Raw genomic sequence first — 16,149 nt, 5'->3', positions numbered from 1 at the left:
AAGCGCCTGAATAAGAATAGGAAGGGGATTCGACTATGAGCTTTCTGAATAAAACACACACAGCAGCTGTGGACAGCGCCCCGGCAGCTGACAGTTTAACCGGAACCGCAGAGGATGTTGATGCGGTGATGAAAAAATATGACAGGGAATCGAACGTCCGTGTATGGGAAGGAAAGCCGAAAGCCGTGATCCGTTTCCTGATGGCAGCATTTTCCCTGTTCTGCATTTACCTGACCCTGGTGGATAAGAGTCTTCCAGAGGTTCGCCTGACGCTGTTTCTGGCTATGATCATCATCATCGGATTTTTAAACTATCCGGTCAAAAAAGGGCACGTCCGTGTAAACTACATTCCGTGGTATGATATTGTACTGATGGTCGCAGGCGCAGGTCCATTTCTTTACTTTGCAGCAAACGCACAGAAAATCCTGTTAACCAGCTACAGTGTCATTTCCAAAGACCCGTTTATGCTGGCTCTGGCCATCGTTGCCATTCTTGTTCTGGTTGAGCTTTGCCGCCGGTGTGTCGGCCTGCCGATCCTGTTTGTAGTCGGTGCACTGCTGATCTACACCTTTGCAAATGTCCGTTTTGGTAAGGTTGTTTACGATCTGTTCTACACCACCAATGGTGTTATGAACACCCCGATCAATGTATGTCAGAAATACATTGTGGTCTTCATTATCTTTGGTGCTTTCCTGGAGCGGACCAGTATTTCCGCATTCTTCATTGACCTTGCAAACTGCGTGGCAGGTTCCTCCTGCGGCGGTCCGGCGAAGGTAGCTGTTATTTCCTCTGCTCTGTGCGGCATGGTTTCCGGTTCTTCCGTAGGAAACACCGTAACTACCGGTTCCGTCACCATCCCGATGATGATCAAGACCGGCTACAAACCGGATTTTGCAGGCGCTGTTGAGGCAGCAGCATCCACCGGCGGACAGATCATGCCGCCGATCATGGGCGCAGCCGCATTCCTCATGGCAGAGTACACCGGTGTTCCGTACTCCCGCATTGCAGTCCTTGCAATTCTTCCGGCAATCCTGTATTTTGCAGGTATTTACATTGCTGTACATCTGGAAGCAAAGAAGCTTGGCTTAAAGGGACTTGATAAAGATAGCCTTCCGAAATTCAGCTACCTGATCCGCAAAATCTATCTGCTGGCTCCGCTTGTAGTTCTGGTCGTTCTGGTATCCAATGGTACCCGTACCATGCAGAGCTCCGCAGCAATCGCAATCCTGGTAACTATCGTAGTAGGTCTGTTCAACTCCGATAACCGTATCAACGTAAGCAAGATCATCGATGCGCTGGAGGCAGGCGGCAAGGGAACCATCACTGTAGCATCTGCATGTACCATGGCTGGTATCGTAGCCGGCTGCATCACTTCTACCGGTCTTGCATCCAAACTTCTGCGTGCCATTGTATCTGCATCCGGCGGTGTCATGATCGTAGCACTGCTTCTGACTATGCTTTGCTGTATCGTTCTTGGTATGGGCGTTCCGACCACCGCAACCTACTGCATCATGGCAGCAACCTGTGCCCCGATCCTCATGAGCCCGGAAATCGGTGTTGAGATGCTCGCAGCACACTTCTTTGTATTCTACTTTGGTATCGTGGCAGATATCACCCCGCCGGTTGCACTGGCCGCCTACGCAGGCGCCGCCATCGCAAAGGCTGGACCGATGAAGACCGCGTTCAACGCAAGCCGTCTTGCCATCGCAGCATTCATCGTACCGTACATTATCGCCATGAATCCGGCTATGCTGTTCATCAACACCACTATCCCGGAGGTTGTTATGATCACCATCACCAGCCTCATCGGTATCTTCGGTGTGGCAGCCGGTTTAAGTGGATTCGTATTCCGCAACATGAAATGGTGGGAGCGTATCCTCTGCATTGTAGGTGGTCTGACCCTGCTCGTACCGGGAAGCCTGACCGACCTTATCGGACTGGTTCTGGTAGGTGCGGTATGCGTACTGGGATACCAGGCAGCCAAGAAAGAGAAGGAGATGCTGGCTGCATAAAATAAACAATATTACACGATAACGAATGAGGGGCGAAAGTTCCCGCAGCCGCCATGCATGGCGGCTGCGGGAACTTTCGCCCCTTTGATACTTACTGTGCAATATTGTTTACTTCAACCGGAACTTCTCAAGCACATCCGGCGATACCTTTTCTGCGTCCAGCTTGTGCTTTTCTACATAAGATGCGTATTTGTGCAGATCGTAATTCAGTGGAGACTGTTCGGAATCCACATTGTGTTTCTTTACATAATCCAGCATAATTGCCCGTCGTTCTTTCCCTGATTTTCCCATGGTTGTGTTCCTCCGAAAATAGATGTTCAGAATGTATTATAGCAAGCTGGCAGGAGAATCACAAGCGCTATAAAACCTGGATAAAAATGATTCCAATGTGAAATACTAGGTTCAGAGGTTTGTGGAATCAGGAAAGGAGCTTTCGTATGCAGATGGGAAAAGCAAGCTTGCGTTTTGAGCATCCTGCTTTTGTTGCATCCTGGGCATCGGTTGCAGGGAAAAAAGAGGGACAGGGACCTTTGGCTGCCGGGATCGATGTGACGGAGCAGGATGAGATGTTTGGGATGGAAAACTGGGAGCAGGCAGAGAGTGCCATGCAGAAGCAGGCGGCAGATCTGGCGCTTGAGAAAGGAAATATTCACCGGAGAGAGGTACGTTATCTGTTTGCAGGAGATCTTCTGGGGCAGCTGATCGCGACTTCGTTTGGTACGGTGGATCTGGAAATCCCCTTATTTGGGCTTTACGGCGCCTGTTCGACCATGGGAGAAGCCATGGGACTTGGAGCAATGTGTGTGAATGCAGGATATGCAGACCGGGTCCTTGCAATTGCATCCAGCCATTTTGCAACTGCGGAAAAACAGTTCCGTTTTCCCCTGGGATACGGAAACCAGCGGGCGCAGAGTGCATCGTGGACGGTGACTGGCTGTGGGGCAGTGGTGCTGGAGTGTGGAAAAAAAGCAGGAAATCTGCCGACATCCCATATTGCAGTAACCGGCATCACCACAGGAAAACTGGTAGATATGGGAACCAGGGATTCTATGAACATGGGTGCGGCAATGGCACCGGCAGCCTGGAATACGATCTGTCAGAATCTGGAGGATTTTGGTGTGGATGTTTCCTATTATGACCGGATCATCACCGGGGATCTGGGAGCAGTGGGACAGAAAGTGCTGCTGGATTTTATGAAAAGCAGCGGTCATGATATGGCGGGCAGGCATATGGACTGCGGGCTGGAGATTTATGACCGGGGAGAACAGGATGTGCATGCAGGCGGCAGCGGATGTGGCTGCGCAGCGGTGACATTGTGTGCCCATATTCTGCCGAAAATGCAGCGTGGCGAGTGGAAACGGGTATTGTTTGTTCCGACAGGAGCCCTGTTGTCTACCGTCAGTTACAATGAAGGAGAGAGTATTCCGGGAATTGCCCATGCGGTAGTACTGGAACGAATGGAGGTGTGAATGAACGAATGGATAATCGTATCGTTTTTATCATGCACAGTATGACCAGTGCGGCGGGCGACAGTTTGAACAGTGCAGCCGGTGGTGTGGCAATGGAACTGATCCGGGCCTTTCTTGTGGGCGGTGTGATCTGTGCGCTCGTTCAGATTCTTTTAGACAGGACCAAAATGATGCCGGGACGGGTTATGGTAACGCTGGTTGTAAGTGGAACGATTCTTGGCTGGCTCGGACTTTATGAACCGTTTTTGAAGTGGGCAGGGGCCGGAGCGGGGGTACCGCTTCTTGGTTTTGGAAATACCTTGTGGAAAGGTGTTGCAAAAGCAATCGGAGAAGAAGGATGCATTGGAATTTTCAAAGGAGGTCTGACGGCAGCCTCTGCCGGGATTGCGGCGGCTCTGGTGTTTGGGTATCTGGGGGCGCTGATCTTTAAGCCGAGGATGAAAGAATAACAATATAAGTATATGACAAGGGCCGTGTGAGTTGCCGAAAGGCAACTCACACGGCCCTATTAAAGTGAAATAAATGGTTGTTTTAGTCCCGCCCCGGTCCATTGGATACGGCCGAGGATGGGCGGGTGCTGGCACCGCCAGGCCCAAGACCGGGAACTGCGTTTCCTGCGCCTCGGGAACTTCCGGTTCCCGGGGTAACATCATCGTCCGGTCCGAGATAGGATGGATCGATGGTCACGCTGGTATGACCGGGACATTGCCTGGTTGGCATTGCATATTTGGAATCATCGGTTTCGCCTTCTTCGTCAGCCGGAAGTGCAATCCGCACGATGGATGTCTTCGGGCAGTTCGGTCCCGGAAGAAGACCGGTTTCGCTGCAGACAGTGGTAAGTACGTGGGTGTTGCACATTTCGGTCGGTACGGTTCCCTTTGCGAAGTATTCTGTGTATACGGCATTGCCGCGCGGATCATGGGAGCAGACGCCCGGAATCGCCAGTTTGCCGGATTTGCGGCAGATCTCTGCAGTTTCCACGCTGTCTGGTACGGTGAAGCCCGGGTCACTCAAGCCTTCGTGAACACGGGTCATGATCTTGCGCCAGATATCTTTGTGGAAGGACGTGCCGCCGTTTACTGCCGTCAGTTTCTGGTTTTCATCGCAGCCGCCCCATACACCTGCGGTATAGTAAGGAGTGTAACCGATGAACCAGATATCGTTGTTGTTGCTGGTCGTACCACTCTTACCTGCTGCTGACATGTTCGGAAGTGCCGCGCGGGTACTGGTGGAGCTGACACTGACACCAGAACTCGCGAAGATGTGGTTTGCCTGCATGGAATCTTTCATGGCATCGGTCAGTAAAAATGCGGTAGAATCTTTCAATACCCGGTGGGTTTCCGGCTCATTGTCGATGAGCAGTTTGCCATCGTGATCCAGAATTTTGGTAAAGAAAACCGGTTTGGTATAAAGTCCGCCGTTTGCAATGGAAGCGAATGCGGAGGTCAGTTCCAGGTTGGTTACACCGTTGGTAATACCGCCCAGGGCAGTCGCTGCGTTCATGTCGGTGTCCGTCAGGGTTGTAATGCCAAAGTTCTTGGCATATTCTACACCGAGCTGTGGACTTACAGTTTCCATCAAAGTGCGCACGGCAACGATGTTCATGGAATAGATGATACCGTCGCGGATGCTGGAGTAACCAAGATAGCCCTGCTTGTACCAGTTTTTAAACGTTTTGGTTCCCACGGTGAAAGGAGCATCGTAGTAGACGCTTCCCAGGGTAGCACCGCAGGTGTCCAGTGCCGGGGCAAAAGCGGTGATGACCTTGAATGTGGAACCAGGCTGCCTTGTGGTATCGGTTGCACGGTTTAAGGTCAGACTGGCTGTTTTGGTACCGCGTCCGCCACTTATGGCTTTGACCTGTCCGGTCTTCTGATCCATGATCACGAAGGAAACCTGCGGTTCCAGTACTTTGCTGCAGCGCTCTCCAATGATGGTGTCACCTTCCTGCAGGATTGCTGCTTTGTAAGATTCGATGTCAGCGTCGGCATCGGCTTCACTGTTATACAGTCCATCCCAGCCAGGATTTAAGGTGGAAGCATGCCAAGACTTTAAGTTTTTCTCTGAAAAATGTTCGGTAGTTCCATCTGCGTGGGTTACGGAAAGCCGGTATTCTACGCTGTAGCGTGCGGCGGAGTAATTGTCCGGGTTATTGACCTCTTCATCTACAATGGCCTGAATGGTTGGATCCTGGGTGGTGTAGATCTGGAGACCTCCGCTGTAAAGCAGGTTGTGAGCCTGTGTTTCCGTATAACCGAGTTTTTCCATCAGCGTGTCTTTTACCTGCTGGGTCAGTTCATCCGTGAAGTAGCTGTACGGGGTGGAATTTTCTTTGGAAACAGTATCTACCATCTGGATCCGGGCATAGACATCGTCGGCCAGGGCTTCTTCCTGCTGTGCTTTTGTAATATAACCCTGTTCGAACATATATTGCAGGATGACTTTGCGTTTTTCCGCGTTGGCCTGCTGCCCGCTGATCGGATTTAAGCGGGAAGGGTTCTGGGTGATGCCGGCGATAACGGCACATTCGGAAAGGGTTAAATCGGAAACATCCTTATTAAAATAGCGTCGGGCAGCAACTTTGACACCCAGTGCATTGTTGCCCAGATTGATCGTATTTAAATAGTTGGTCAGGATCAGTTTGCGGTCCATGGATTTGGTCAGCTGGAGAGCCAGATACTGTTCCTGGAGTTTTCGCTCGAGTTTTGCACCGAAGCTGGTTTCCATGCCGCCGTTGAACATGTTATTTTTGATCAGCTGCTGGGTGATGGTGCTTCCGCCGCCGCGGTTTTCGCCAGTTAATACGCCGACAGCGGCGCGGGAGATGGAGCGAAGGTCGATGCCGTTGTGGGTCCAGAAACGGGAGTCCTCAATGGCAACAAAAGCGTTGATCAGGTCCTGTGGAAGTTCGTCGTAGGTGGCTTCTTCCCGGTTGGAGCCTGCAGTTACCAGTGTGTCGGTTAGATTTCCGGCACTGTCGTAAACCGTAGTGGCATAGCCGATGGGAACGATACTGTTCACATTCAGCTCCGGGGAATTGTCGATGATGCCCATGACAATACCGATGCCAATGCTGGATACGACCAGAACGCAAAACAGACAGAGCACGCAGCAGGTTTTGGCGAAGGTAAGGAAAATGCGGGAACGGTATTTCCGGCTCCGTGAGTTCGCGGCCTGCAAACGCTTTTCTGTAGCGTTTTTTCCATAATTCATTCGGAATCCTCCTTTTCAGGATGTGTACTGGCAGCTGTAAAGAGGTCTGACAGCTGCTGATCGGGGATAAAATGTTGTTTGTATCATGCGTGAACAACATAAAAATCCGTCTATCATTATACCAAAATGATTCTGATAATTCAACCGTGCGAAGCTTCGGCAGAATCTGTTACTGTTTGCGCGTTGCTGTTCACAGGTAGGGATTTTCTGAACTGAAAATCCCGTATGATACAGTTCTGGCAGCAGATTTTGCCGATTTGGAATGCGAAGCATCGGCAAAATCCCGTTGCTGGGCACGCATGCGTGAACAGTAACGTTTGCGCAACGCGTGAATAGTAACCCTGCGAAACACATGGGCAGTCATGTTGCTTCTTGCCAGAAGTCTTCTTTACTGGTATGATAGGGAACGAGAGAAGCGAATCGTAAAAGAAACAGGATGATAGGAAGTAGTATACCCATGATGGAACGATATAAAATTCTTTATGAGGGCGGCGAAGGGGAATTAACCGAGAAAAAATCCCGCTTCATTGCTACCACAAGACCGGTAGAGAGCGAGGAAGAGGCCGTCGCTTTTATCGATGAGATGAAAAAGAAATACTGGGATGCCCGGCATAACTGCTCGGCTTATGTGATCGGGGAGCGCGGCCAGGTGCAGCGCTGCAGTGACGATGGGGAGCCGGCCCAGACGGCAGGACGCCCAATGCTGGATGTGCTTTTGGGTGCAGAAGTGAAAAACATCTGTGTCGTGGTGACCCGTTATTTTGGCGGAACCCTGCTTGGAACCGGCGGACTGGTGCGTGCATATTCCGGCGCAGTGCAGGAGGGACTCAAAAACAGCGTGATCGTGGAGAAATGTCCGGGGGTGGAATGGAAGATTCATACCGATTACAATGGCATTGGCAAGATCCAGTACATCAATGCGCAGATGGAGATCCCGGTTCTGGATACCCAGTACACCGATGCAGTGGATGTTGTCTGCATGGTGCCGCTCGAAAAAGAGGGTTCCCTGGTTGCCCAGATCACCGAAAAGACTGGCGGCAAAGCTGTGATTACCCGGGAAAAGGAATGCTATTATGGCTTTGCAGACGGGGAACTGGTCCTGTTTTAAAATTTAAACAGAAAAAGCCCTGCAATTGAGGAAAAAACGCTTGCATTCCGTTCACCAGAATGCTATATTAATAACTTGTGATGAATGACGTGAAACTAAGGACCTGGCAACAAGTCCTTAGTTTTTTTAAAGAGAAAGAGGATTATTACGACTATGAAAATGAAGAGAGAAGACATCCGTAACATCGCGATCATTGCCCACGTTGACCATGGTAAAACCACTCTGGTAGATGAACTGTTAAAGCAGAGCGGCGTTTTCCGTGCAAACCAGGAAGTGGCAGAGCGTGTCATGGACTCCAACGATATTGAGCGTGAGCGTGGAATCACCATTCTTTCCAAGAACACAGCAGTATTTTATAAAGATAAGAAGATCAACATCATCGACACCCCAGGACATGCAGACTTCGGCGGCGAGGTTGAGCGTGTACTGAAGATGGTAAACGGTGTTATCCTGGTTGTAGACGCATATGAGGGACCGATGCCGCAGACCAAATTCGTGCTGCAGAAGGCACTGGATCTGGACCTGTCTGTTATCGTCTGCATCAACAAGATCGACCGTCCGGAAGCAAGACCGACCGAGGTGATTGATGAGGTATTAGAGCTGTTTATGGATCTGGACGCATCCGACGAGCAGTTAGACTGCCCGTTCGTATTTGCATCTGCCCGTGCAGGTTTTGCAAAGAAAGAGCTGGACGATCCGGAAGTAGATATGAGCCCGCTGTTTGAGACCATCGTAAACTACATCCCGGCTCCGGAGGGAGACCCGGATGCAGATACCCAGATGCTCATCAGCACCATTGACTACAACGAGTTTGTTGGCCGTATCGGTGTCGGCAAAATCGACAACGGAAGCATCAAGGTAAACCAGGACTGCGTGATCGTAAACCATCACGATCCGGACAAGATGCGCCGCGTGAAGATCGGTAAGCTGTACCAGTTCGACGGTTTAAAGCGTGTAGAGGTTCAGGAGGCAACCATCGGTGATATCGTTGCAGTATCCGGTATCGCAGACCTTCACATTGGTGATACCATCTGTTCCCCGGAGAATCCGGAATCCATTCCGTTCCAGAAGATTTCCGAGCCGACGATCGCCATGAACTTCATGGTAAATGACAGCCCGCTTGCAGGTCAGGAAGGTAAGTTTGTTACCTCCCGTCACTTAAGAGAGCGTCTGTTCCGCGAACTGAACACCGATGTTAGCTTGCGTGTAGAAGAGACCGAGTCCCCGGACTGCTTTAAGGTTTCCGGACGTGGTGAGCTGCATCTGTCTGTCCTGATCGAGAATATGCGCCGCGAGGGCTTTGAGTTTGCAGTCAGCAAGGCTGAGGTTCTTTACAAATACAACGAGCGCAACCAGAAGTTAGAGCCGATGGAGTTAGCTTACATCGACGTTCCGGAGGAGTTTACCGGTGCGGTAATCCAGAAGCTGACCTCCAGAAAGGGTGAGCTGCAGGGTATGAGTCCGGCAAACGGCGGATATACCCGTCTGGAGTTCTCCATCCCGGCAAGAGGTCTGATCGGCTACCGTGGTGAGTTCATGACCGATACCAAGGGTAACGGTATCATCAACACCATTTTCGATGGTTACGGTCCGTTCAAGGGTGAGTTAAGCTACCGTAAGACCGGTTCCCTGATCGCTTACGAGAGCGGTGAGACCATCACCTACGGTCTGTTCAATGCACAGGAGCGCGGTATCCTCTTTGTGGGACCGGGCGAGAAGGTTTACTCTGGTATGGTCATCGGACAGAACCCGAAGACCGAGGATATCGAGGTCAATGTCTGCAAGACCAAGAAGCTGACTAACACCCGTTCTTCCAGTGCTGATGAGGCATTGAAGCTGGTTCCGAAGAAGATCATGAGCCTGGAGCAGTGCTTGGAGTTCATCGATACCGACGAGCTTCTTGAGGTAACCCCGGAGAACCTGCGTATCCGCAAGAAAATCCTGGATCCGACCATGCGTAAGAGAGCATCCTTTAAAAAATAAATATTGCCAGATTCCCTAAAACCTGGTGTGGACTTTTCTAGTAAAGCCAAGCTATTTTTCGCCACACAGCCCCTTCCCGTACGGGAGGGCGGCTGTGTGGCGTTTTTGCGCTATTGAAAGGAGTTAACTATGACAGATACATTTATGAAAGAAAAACCGGTATTTCCACTGCTGTTGTCGATGGCCTTGCCGATGGTAGTGTCTATGCTGGTCAATTCCCTTTATAACATTATCGACAGTTTCTTTGTGGCGAAGATCAGTGAAAATGCCATGACAGCGCTTTCCCTGGTGTATCCGGTACAGAATTTTATCAATGCGGCTGCCATTGGTTTTGGAGTGGGGATCAATGCACTGGTATCGCTGTATCTTGGGGCGGGAGATAAGAAAAAAGCCGGAAATGCGGCGGGACAGGGACTGCTTTGCTGCCTGGCCCATGGTGTTGTTCTGGCTGTTCTTTCCCTGCTGATCATGCCGCAGTTCTTAAGCATGTTTACGAGTGATGAAGCGGTAAAGCTGTTGGCGATCCGTTACGTTTCCATCGCATTTTCGTTTGCGCCGGTGATCATGGCAGGACTGTTTTTTGAAAAGCTTTTTCAGGCGGTAGGGCGCATGAAGGTGGCCATGGCAAGTCTGCTTTGCGGCTGTATTGCCAACATCATCCTGGATCCTTTGATGATCTTTGGAATCGGCATTTTTCCGGCAATGGGGATCACAGGAGCAGCGATCGCAACGGGAATCGGCCAGGTTGTTTCCCTGGCGGTGTATCTGGTAATGTACGTTGGAAAACCATTTCCGGTCAAGTTTTCGAAAAAAGATCTGCTCCCAAACAGACCGATCCTGAAAAAATTATATGGAATCGGTGTTCCGGCAATTTTGAACCTGGCTCTGCCATCGATTTTGATTTCCGCGTTAAACGGCATTCTTGCGGCATCTTCGGACTGTTATGTCCTGGTGCTCGGAATCTACTATAAACTTCAGACGTTCCTGTATCTTCCGGCCAGCGGCATTGTGCAGGGACTGCGCCCGCTGATTGGATACAATTACGGGGCAAAGGAAATGAAGCGGGTGCGCAGGCTGTTTGAACTGACGCTGGTGATGTGTGCAGTCATTATGGCGGTTGGAACGTTTGGCTGTCTTCTGTTTGCAAAACAGCTTATGCAGCTGTTCACCACAAACCCGGAAACCGTGGCAGCGGGCACACAGGCATTACGCCTGATCTGCCTGGGATTTTTAATTTCTTCGGTTTCTGTGACCGCAAGCGGCGCGTTTGAGGGATTGGGAATGGGCATGTCTTCCCTCATCATTTCCCTGTGCCGTTATCTGGTGGTGATCCTGCCGGCTGCCTGGATCTTAAACCGGATCATGGGGCCAGTGGGAGTCTGGCACGGATTCTGGATCAGTGAGTGGATCTCGGCGGCGGTTTCAGCCTGTCTTGTAGGACGATTTGCTTTCGCTGCTTTTCGGGAACGTTAGCTGGAGACAGAAAAACATTATAAAATCTGCTGCTTTTTTGCCTTTTGCATGGAAAATGTAACATTTTGCCGCCATTTGTCGAGCGAAAACCTGAATATTTTTTCTCATTTTCCCGTAAATATGATAATAGCTGAGAGCTAAAAGAAATGGGAAGAGGAGAGAAAATACTATGTCAGAAAAAGTGATCGAAAACAATAAAGTGAGTGTGATCGGAGAAATCATTTCCGGGTTTACCTTCAGCCATGAAGTGTTTGGAGAGGGATTTTATCTGGTAAATGTAGCGGTGAGCCGTTTGAGCGAGCAGGCCGATATCATTCCGCTTATGATTTCAGAGCGTCTTTTGGATGTTAAGGAAGATTATATTGGCTGCACGGTGGAGGCCATTGGCCAGTTCCGTTCCTATAACCGCCATGAAGGGATAAAAAACCGTCTGGTACTGTCGGTGTTTGTACGGGAAATCCATTTTATGGAGAAATTTACGGATTATACCAAGACGAACCAGATTTTTCTGGATGGTTACATCTGTAAGGCACCGGTTTACCGGAAAACACCGCTCGGAAGGGAGATTGCAGATCTCCTTTTGGCAGTCAACCGCCCTTACGGCAAGTCAGACTATATCCCGTGCATTGCCTGGGGCAGAAATGCGCGGTTTGCTTCCGGATTCGAGGTGGGAACCAGAGTGCGCGTATGGGGCCGTGTGCAGAGCCGGGAGTACACCAAAAAGCTCAGCGAGACCGAGTGCGAGAAGCGGGTGGCTTACGAGGTTTCCATCAGCAAGCTGGAATGCGGGGATCTGGAAGAGGAAGCGTAAGGATGCGAAGCATCGGCGCGGCTGTGCTGGCGGATTTATGTATGTGAATCGCAATAAGGATAGCCGCAGTCTTAACAGATTAACTTGCAAATTACATGGGAATGTGTTACGATTAGCACGCTTGTATAAACGATGCTAAGAAAAACAGAGGTGCAAAAGCGATGAGTACAGGAAGACTAGAGGTCATCTGCGGCAAAGACAGCTCAGGCAAGACAGCGATGGCCCTTGGCAGAGCGCTCCAGGCGCTCACAGAGCAGAAAACCGTGATCGTGATCCAGTTTTTAAAAGGCAGTGAGAAAACAGGAAATCTGGACGTATTAAAGCGAATGGAGCCGGAACTGAAGATATTCCGCTTCGAAAAATCAGACCGCTACTTTGCAGAGTTAAGCGATTCTGAAAAGAAAGATGAGCAGGTCAATATCCGCAATGGATTAAATTATGCAAAGAAGGTACTGACCACAGAGGAGTGCGATCTTCTGGTTCTCGATGAAGCCCTTGGGCTGGTTGACCAGAATATCGTAACGGAAGAGGAACTGGAAGGCATTTTAAACTGCCGTGACCAGGTCCAGGTCATTGTGACCGGAAAGGTACTGCCGGAAGGCATTCGCCGGATCGCAGATAAAGTGGAATATGTAGACTGTTCCAACTGTTCCAGATAGGTTTAAGTTGACAATTAAAATGGTTAATGCTAGTATTATATATAAACAGGCAAGTAGAGGTTGCGCGAAGCATGAGTAAAGAATCGGATGCACCAGAAGCAGAAGAGGATTCTTTGAAAGGGCGGGCGCCGAAGATAGAGGACGGTCTGGAAGTCATTTATCTGGGGACAGGGTGAAGAATCCTGTAACTGTCATCCAACCGGATGGAGAGCTACTTAAAGCAAAAAGCACAAAAGCGACTTTAAGAGGGCTGACCGGGATTTGTCAGTCCCTTTTTTATTTCATAGGAAAGTGCGTCCTATGAAACAAAAAAGTGCTCCGCAGGGATGCGCGCTCGGCGCAAAGGTAGATGGTTGCCAAAGCAACCGCGCCTCGGCGCGAGAATGTGCCAAGGCACATTCTTTTTTACATTGCATGTCGGAACAGTGCGGTGGCGTATCCGTTGATTGACGCCTGCAATACATAAACATATGAGGAGGAAAAGAACATGGCTATTTTTGAGGGCGCTGGTGTTGCATTGGTAACCCCGTTTACAGAATCTGGAGAGGTAAATTATGATAAGCTTGCTGAGCTTTTGGAGGAGCAGATCGCAGGCGGTACCGATGCGATCATCGTATGCGGCACCACCGGTGAGTCTGCAACCATGAGTCACGAGGAGCATCTGGATGTGATCCGTTTCACCTGCAAGGTGGTAAACAAGCGTATCCCGGTTATCGCAGGAACCGGTTCCAACTGTACCAGAGAGGCAATCCACCTTTCTAAAGAGGCTGAGAAGGCCGGAGCAGACGGACTGTTGTTAGTAACTCCTTATTACAATAAGGCAACCCAGAATGGTCTGATCGCACACTATACCGCGATCGCAGAGTCTGTAAACATTCCGTGTCTTTTATATCATGTGCCGACCCGTACCGGTCTTACCATGAAACCGGAGACCATCGTAAAGCTTTGCCGCGATGTGAAAAACATTGTTGGCGTGAAAGAAGCAAGCGGCAACTTCTCCGCGATCGCAGAGATCATGCACCTGGCAAACGGCTGCGTAGATCTGTATTCTGGCAACGACGACCAGATTGTTCCGCTTCTGGCTATGGGCGGCAAGGGCGTTATCTCCGTTCTGTCCAACGTTGCTCCGAGACAGACTCACGAGATCTGCGAGAACTTCTTCAAGGGCGATATCCAGAAGAGCTGCCAGATGCAGTTAGATGCCATTCCGGTGATCAACGCGCTGTTCTGTGAAGTAAACCCGATTCCGGTTAAGGCTGCCTTAAATCTGATGGGCAAAGAAGTTGGCCCGTTAAGACTGCCGCTTACCGAGATGGAGCCGCAGAACCAGGAACGTCTGAAAAAGGCAATGCAGGAGTATGGAATCCTGTAAACCAGGAATGTACGCAGCATTTGCAAAGAATCAAAACGACAGCTGCCTGTGTCATGGAAAGCAGCTGTATGGAAACGTACAAATAGAATCACAAACGAAAGAACAGGACCTGCACAGGAGGACTTATAAAATGGTAAAAATGATCATGCACGGCTGCAATGGTGCGATGGGACGCACCATTACCGGTCTGGCAAAGGAGATGGATGGCATTGAGATCGTAGCCGGAATCGATGTCAATCCGGTAGTTTTAAGTGATTATCCGGTGTTTGCATCTTTAGAGGAATGTAACGTTGAGGCAGATGTGATCGTTGATTTTGCTTCTGCAAAGGCAGTGGACCATCTGCTGGATTACTGCGTGGCACACAAGATGCCTCTGGTACTCTGCACGACCGGACTTTCTGCAGAGCAGATCGAAAAAGTAAAAGAGAGCAGCAAACAGACTGCGATCCTGCGCTCTGCGAATATGTCCCTTGGCATCAATACCCTCATGAAGCTGGTCCAGGATGCGGCAAAGGTACTGGCGAATGCAGGCTTTGACATTGAGATCGTCGAGAAGCACCACAACAAAAAACTGGATGCGCCGAGCGGCACTGCACTGGCTCTGGCAGATTCCATCAACGAGGCGATGGACAACCAGTACCATTACAAATATGACCGCAGCCAGGAGCGCGTAAGACGTGACGAGAAAGAGATCGGTATCTCTTCCGTGCGCGGCGGTACGATTGTAGGTGACCACGACGTGATCTTTGCCGGAACGGATGAGGTCATTACCTTCCGCCACACTGCTTATTCCAAGGCAATTTTCGGAAAAGGTGCACTGCAGGCAGCCCTGTTTCTGGCAGGCAAAGAGCCGGGACTGTACGACATGCAGGATGTGATCGGTTAATTTTATAAAAAGATAAAAATGGAAGTTCTGATTTTTGATAAAATCGTTTCTTCTTTCTCATACTAACAGCAGGATGTATTCCTGAAATAGGTTGTTTCGTGGAAAAGTACAGTCTATGAAACAAAAACGCTCCGCCTGGATGCGCACTCTTTTTCAGAATTCATTAGGAAAGAAAGGAGAATACGATGATGAAAAAAATCAGAATGACTGCATGTGTGCTGATCTTCGCCATGACTGTTTGTCTTTTAGCGGGATGCAGCAACCAGAATGGAAACAACATGGCGGATGAAGCCACGACTGCAAGCCAGGGAGCGCCAAATGGCCAGAATGGAAACGGCCGGGGCACCGCTGCCGGGGAAAACGGCACAAACAACATGGAAAACGGAATGGCCGGTGAAAACGGCGGAGCCGGAAATGGCACGAGTGGAACCGGAGGTACTACTGGAAATGGCGGAATCAACGGAAACGGTACTAACACAACCGGGGAAAACACCGGGAATGGTGTAAATGGAGCAGGTGGAGCTGCCGGAAGTGAGAATGGCGGAAACTTAAACCAGACAAACGGAAATGTTGGAAATTCTGCTGCAGAAAACCGCACCGGAGTTCAGAAAAGCACTGGCGTGGTGGACGGACTCGTGGATGATGTGGAGCGCGTTGTGCAGTAAGAAGGGTATTTGGTTTTTCTTGTTTTTTAGGATAACATCGCTTTTCAAAAGCGATGTTATTCGTTTTTCATGTACATAGGAGGACTTTTGATCAGAACATGGAATCGGTCATGCCGCGCCTGGAGAAAACAGTGTATCCGGCGGCTGGCATGGAATTATCAGCGTTCCAGACGCTTAAGGTGTATCCGCAGAATTCTGGCGGCTGCGATCTGTCTGGAAATTGCAGCAGGAACGGCATTATTCTGGCAGGAAAAGCGCCCTGAGCTTTCTCTGGTACGCAGGGAAGAACTCTGTGAAGTGGAGCTTATTTCCAAAGAGGCAATTGCTCCGGGCAATGCTGTGAGCAGTGAGCCGGAACAGGATATTTACGGGATCCGGCTGGATACAAAAAATTTAGAAGTCCAGTTTTACCACAGAAAGGATTCTATCCGGCAATAAAAAACATATTGCAATTCAGATGCCTGTGTATTATAATTTCTTCTGAAATTAACTTCTTTT

The 16,149-nt window shown here is 49.9% G+C and carries 14 protein-coding genes and 1 riboswitch; of the genes, 12 read left to right on the top strand and 2 right to left on the bottom strand.

Annotated features, from left to right (window positions below):
- The first annotated feature begins 35 nt into the window (after positions 1–35).
- A complete protein-coding gene (locus DWZ40_RS04390; protein ID WP_118541140.1) occupies positions 36–2,012 on the top strand; it encodes a TRAP transporter fused permease subunit in 1,977 nt (658 codons plus the stop codon).
- A 108-nt stretch (positions 2,013–2,120) separates the two neighbouring features.
- Here the strand turns inward: DWZ40_RS04390 and DWZ40_RS04385 are convergent, their stop codons facing one another.
- Positions 2,121–2,303, bottom strand: coding sequence for a hypothetical protein (locus DWZ40_RS04385; protein ID WP_118541138.1), 183 nt, complete (start codon positions 2,301–2,303; stop codon positions 2,121–2,123).
- A gap of 146 nt (positions 2,304–2,449) precedes the next feature.
- Between DWZ40_RS04385 and DWZ40_RS04380 the strand changes: the two genes are divergently transcribed.
- Positions 2,450–3,481: a stage V sporulation protein AD gene (locus DWZ40_RS04380; protein ID WP_118541136.1), complete on the top strand. Its 1,032-nt coding sequence runs from the start codon at positions 2,450–2,452 to the stop codon at positions 3,479–3,481.
- A 92-nt stretch (positions 3,482–3,573) separates the two neighbouring features.
- Positions 3,574–3,930 (top strand): stage V sporulation protein AE, encoded by a 357-nt coding sequence (gene spoVAE, locus DWZ40_RS04375; RefSeq protein WP_118541239.1) that lies wholly within the window; start codon positions 3,574–3,576, stop codon positions 3,928–3,930.
- An 82-nt stretch (positions 3,931–4,012) separates the two neighbouring features.
- On the opposite strand, the gene DWZ40_RS04370 is transcribed toward spoVAE, so the two are convergent.
- A complete protein-coding gene (locus DWZ40_RS04370) occupies positions 4,013–6,694 on the bottom strand; it encodes a transglycosylase domain-containing protein (protein ID WP_118541134.1) in 2,682 nt (893 codons plus the stop codon).
- A gap of 457 nt (positions 6,695–7,151) precedes the next feature.
- Here DWZ40_RS04370 and DWZ40_RS04365 point away from each other — a divergent pair, with 457 nt between their 5' ends.
- The 9 genes from DWZ40_RS04365 to DWZ40_RS04325 all read left to right on the top strand — a co-directional run bounded on the left by DWZ40_RS04365 (position 7,152) and on the right by DWZ40_RS04325 (position 16,089).
- A complete protein-coding gene (locus tag DWZ40_RS04365) occupies positions 7,152–7,802 on the top strand; it encodes a YigZ family protein (protein WP_118541132.1) in 651 nt (216 codons plus the stop codon).
- A gap of 153 nt (positions 7,803–7,955) precedes the next feature.
- A complete protein-coding gene (typA, locus tag DWZ40_RS04360) occupies positions 7,956–9,785 on the top strand; it encodes a translational GTPase TypA (protein WP_118541130.1) in 1,830 nt (609 codons plus the stop codon).
- A gap of 129 nt (positions 9,786–9,914) precedes the next feature.
- Positions 9,915–11,258: an MATE family efflux transporter gene (locus DWZ40_RS04355; RefSeq protein ID WP_118541128.1), complete on the top strand. Its 1,344-nt coding sequence runs from the start codon at positions 9,915–9,917 to the stop codon at positions 11,256–11,258.
- A 169-nt stretch (positions 11,259–11,427) separates the two neighbouring features.
- Positions 11,428–12,069, top strand: coding sequence for a single-stranded DNA-binding protein (locus tag DWZ40_RS04350; protein WP_118541126.1), 642 nt, complete (start codon positions 11,428–11,430; stop codon positions 12,067–12,069).
- 161 nt (positions 12,070–12,230) lie between these two features.
- Positions 12,231–12,728: a cob(I)yrinic acid a,c-diamide adenosyltransferase gene (locus DWZ40_RS04345; RefSeq protein ID WP_118541124.1), complete on the top strand. Its 498-nt coding sequence runs from the start codon at positions 12,231–12,233 to the stop codon at positions 12,726–12,728.
- Between the two features lie 46 nt (positions 12,729–12,774).
- Positions 12,775–12,950: riboswitch (Lysine riboswitch) on the top strand.
- 265 nt (positions 12,951–13,215) lie between these two features.
- Complete coding sequence (gene dapA / locus DWZ40_RS04340; RefSeq protein ID WP_118541122.1) at positions 13,216–14,100, top strand: 4-hydroxy-tetrahydrodipicolinate synthase; 885 nt, start codon at positions 13,216–13,218, stop codon at positions 14,098–14,100.
- Positions 14,101–14,230: 130 nt separating this feature from the next.
- The gene (gene dapB / locus DWZ40_RS04335; RefSeq protein WP_118541120.1) at positions 14,231–14,986 is read left to right on the top strand and encodes a 4-hydroxy-tetrahydrodipicolinate reductase; all 756 of its coding nucleotides are present in this window, start codon (positions 14,231–14,233) and stop codon (positions 14,984–14,986) included.
- 185 nt (positions 14,987–15,171) lie between these two features.
- Positions 15,172–15,651: a hypothetical protein gene (locus DWZ40_RS04330; RefSeq protein ID WP_147354133.1), complete on the top strand. Its 480-nt coding sequence runs from the start codon at positions 15,172–15,174 to the stop codon at positions 15,649–15,651.
- Between the two features lie 87 nt (positions 15,652–15,738).
- Entirely contained in the window at positions 15,739–16,089 is a 351-nt protein-coding gene (locus DWZ40_RS04325; RefSeq protein WP_118541116.1) for a hypothetical protein, read from the top strand.
- Positions 16,090–16,149: the final 60 nt, after the last annotated feature.

Origin of the sequence: Clostridium sp. AF32-12BH, from assembly GCF_003477935.1 — a bacterium.
Taxonomy (GTDB): domain Bacteria; phylum Bacillota; class Clostridia; order Lachnospirales; family Lachnospiraceae; genus Brotaphodocola.
The sequence above is the reverse complement of the archived record's forward strand: the minus strand, read 5'-3'. Positions and strand labels throughout refer to the sequence as shown.

What these genes read in the sequence shown, in the direction of transcription:
- DWZ40_RS04355 (WP_118541128.1), top strand. Translation starts at nt 9,915, where the DNA reads ATGACAGATACATTTATGAAAGAAAAACCGGTATTTCCACTGCTGTTG.
- spoVAE (WP_118541239.1), top strand. Translation starts at nt 3,574, where the DNA reads ATGGAACTGATCCGGGCCTTTCTTGTGGGCGGTGTGATCTGTGCGCTC.
- dapA (WP_118541122.1), top strand. Translation starts at nt 13,216, where the DNA reads ATGGCTATTTTTGAGGGCGCTGGTGTTGCATTGGTAACCCCGTTTACA.
- DWZ40_RS04370 (WP_118541134.1), bottom strand. Translation starts at nt 6,694, where the DNA reads ATGAATTATGGAAAAAACGCTACAGAAAAGCGTTTGCAGGCCGCGAAC.
- DWZ40_RS04365 (WP_118541132.1), top strand. Translation starts at nt 7,152, where the DNA reads ATGATGGAACGATATAAAATTCTTTATGAGGGCGGCGAAGGGGAATTA.
- DWZ40_RS04390 (WP_118541140.1), top strand. Translation starts at nt 36, where the DNA reads ATGAGCTTTCTGAATAAAACACACACAGCAGCTGTGGACAGCGCCCCG.
- DWZ40_RS04330 (WP_147354133.1), top strand. Translation starts at nt 15,172, where the DNA reads ATGATGAAAAAAATCAGAATGACTGCATGTGTGCTGATCTTCGCCATG.
- DWZ40_RS04380 (WP_118541136.1), top strand. Translation starts at nt 2,450, where the DNA reads ATGCAGATGGGAAAAGCAAGCTTGCGTTTTGAGCATCCTGCTTTTGTT.
- DWZ40_RS04385 (WP_118541138.1), bottom strand. Translation starts at nt 2,303, where the DNA reads ATGGGAAAATCAGGGAAAGAACGACGGGCAATTATGCTGGATTATGTA.
- DWZ40_RS04345 (WP_118541124.1), top strand. Translation starts at nt 12,231, where the DNA reads ATGAGTACAGGAAGACTAGAGGTCATCTGCGGCAAAGACAGCTCAGGC.
- dapB (WP_118541120.1), top strand. Translation starts at nt 14,231, where the DNA reads ATGGTAAAAATGATCATGCACGGCTGCAATGGTGCGATGGGACGCACC.
- typA (WP_118541130.1), top strand. Translation starts at nt 7,956, where the DNA reads ATGAAAATGAAGAGAGAAGACATCCGTAACATCGCGATCATTGCCCAC.
- DWZ40_RS04350 (WP_118541126.1), top strand. Translation starts at nt 11,428, where the DNA reads ATGTCAGAAAAAGTGATCGAAAACAATAAAGTGAGTGTGATCGGAGAA.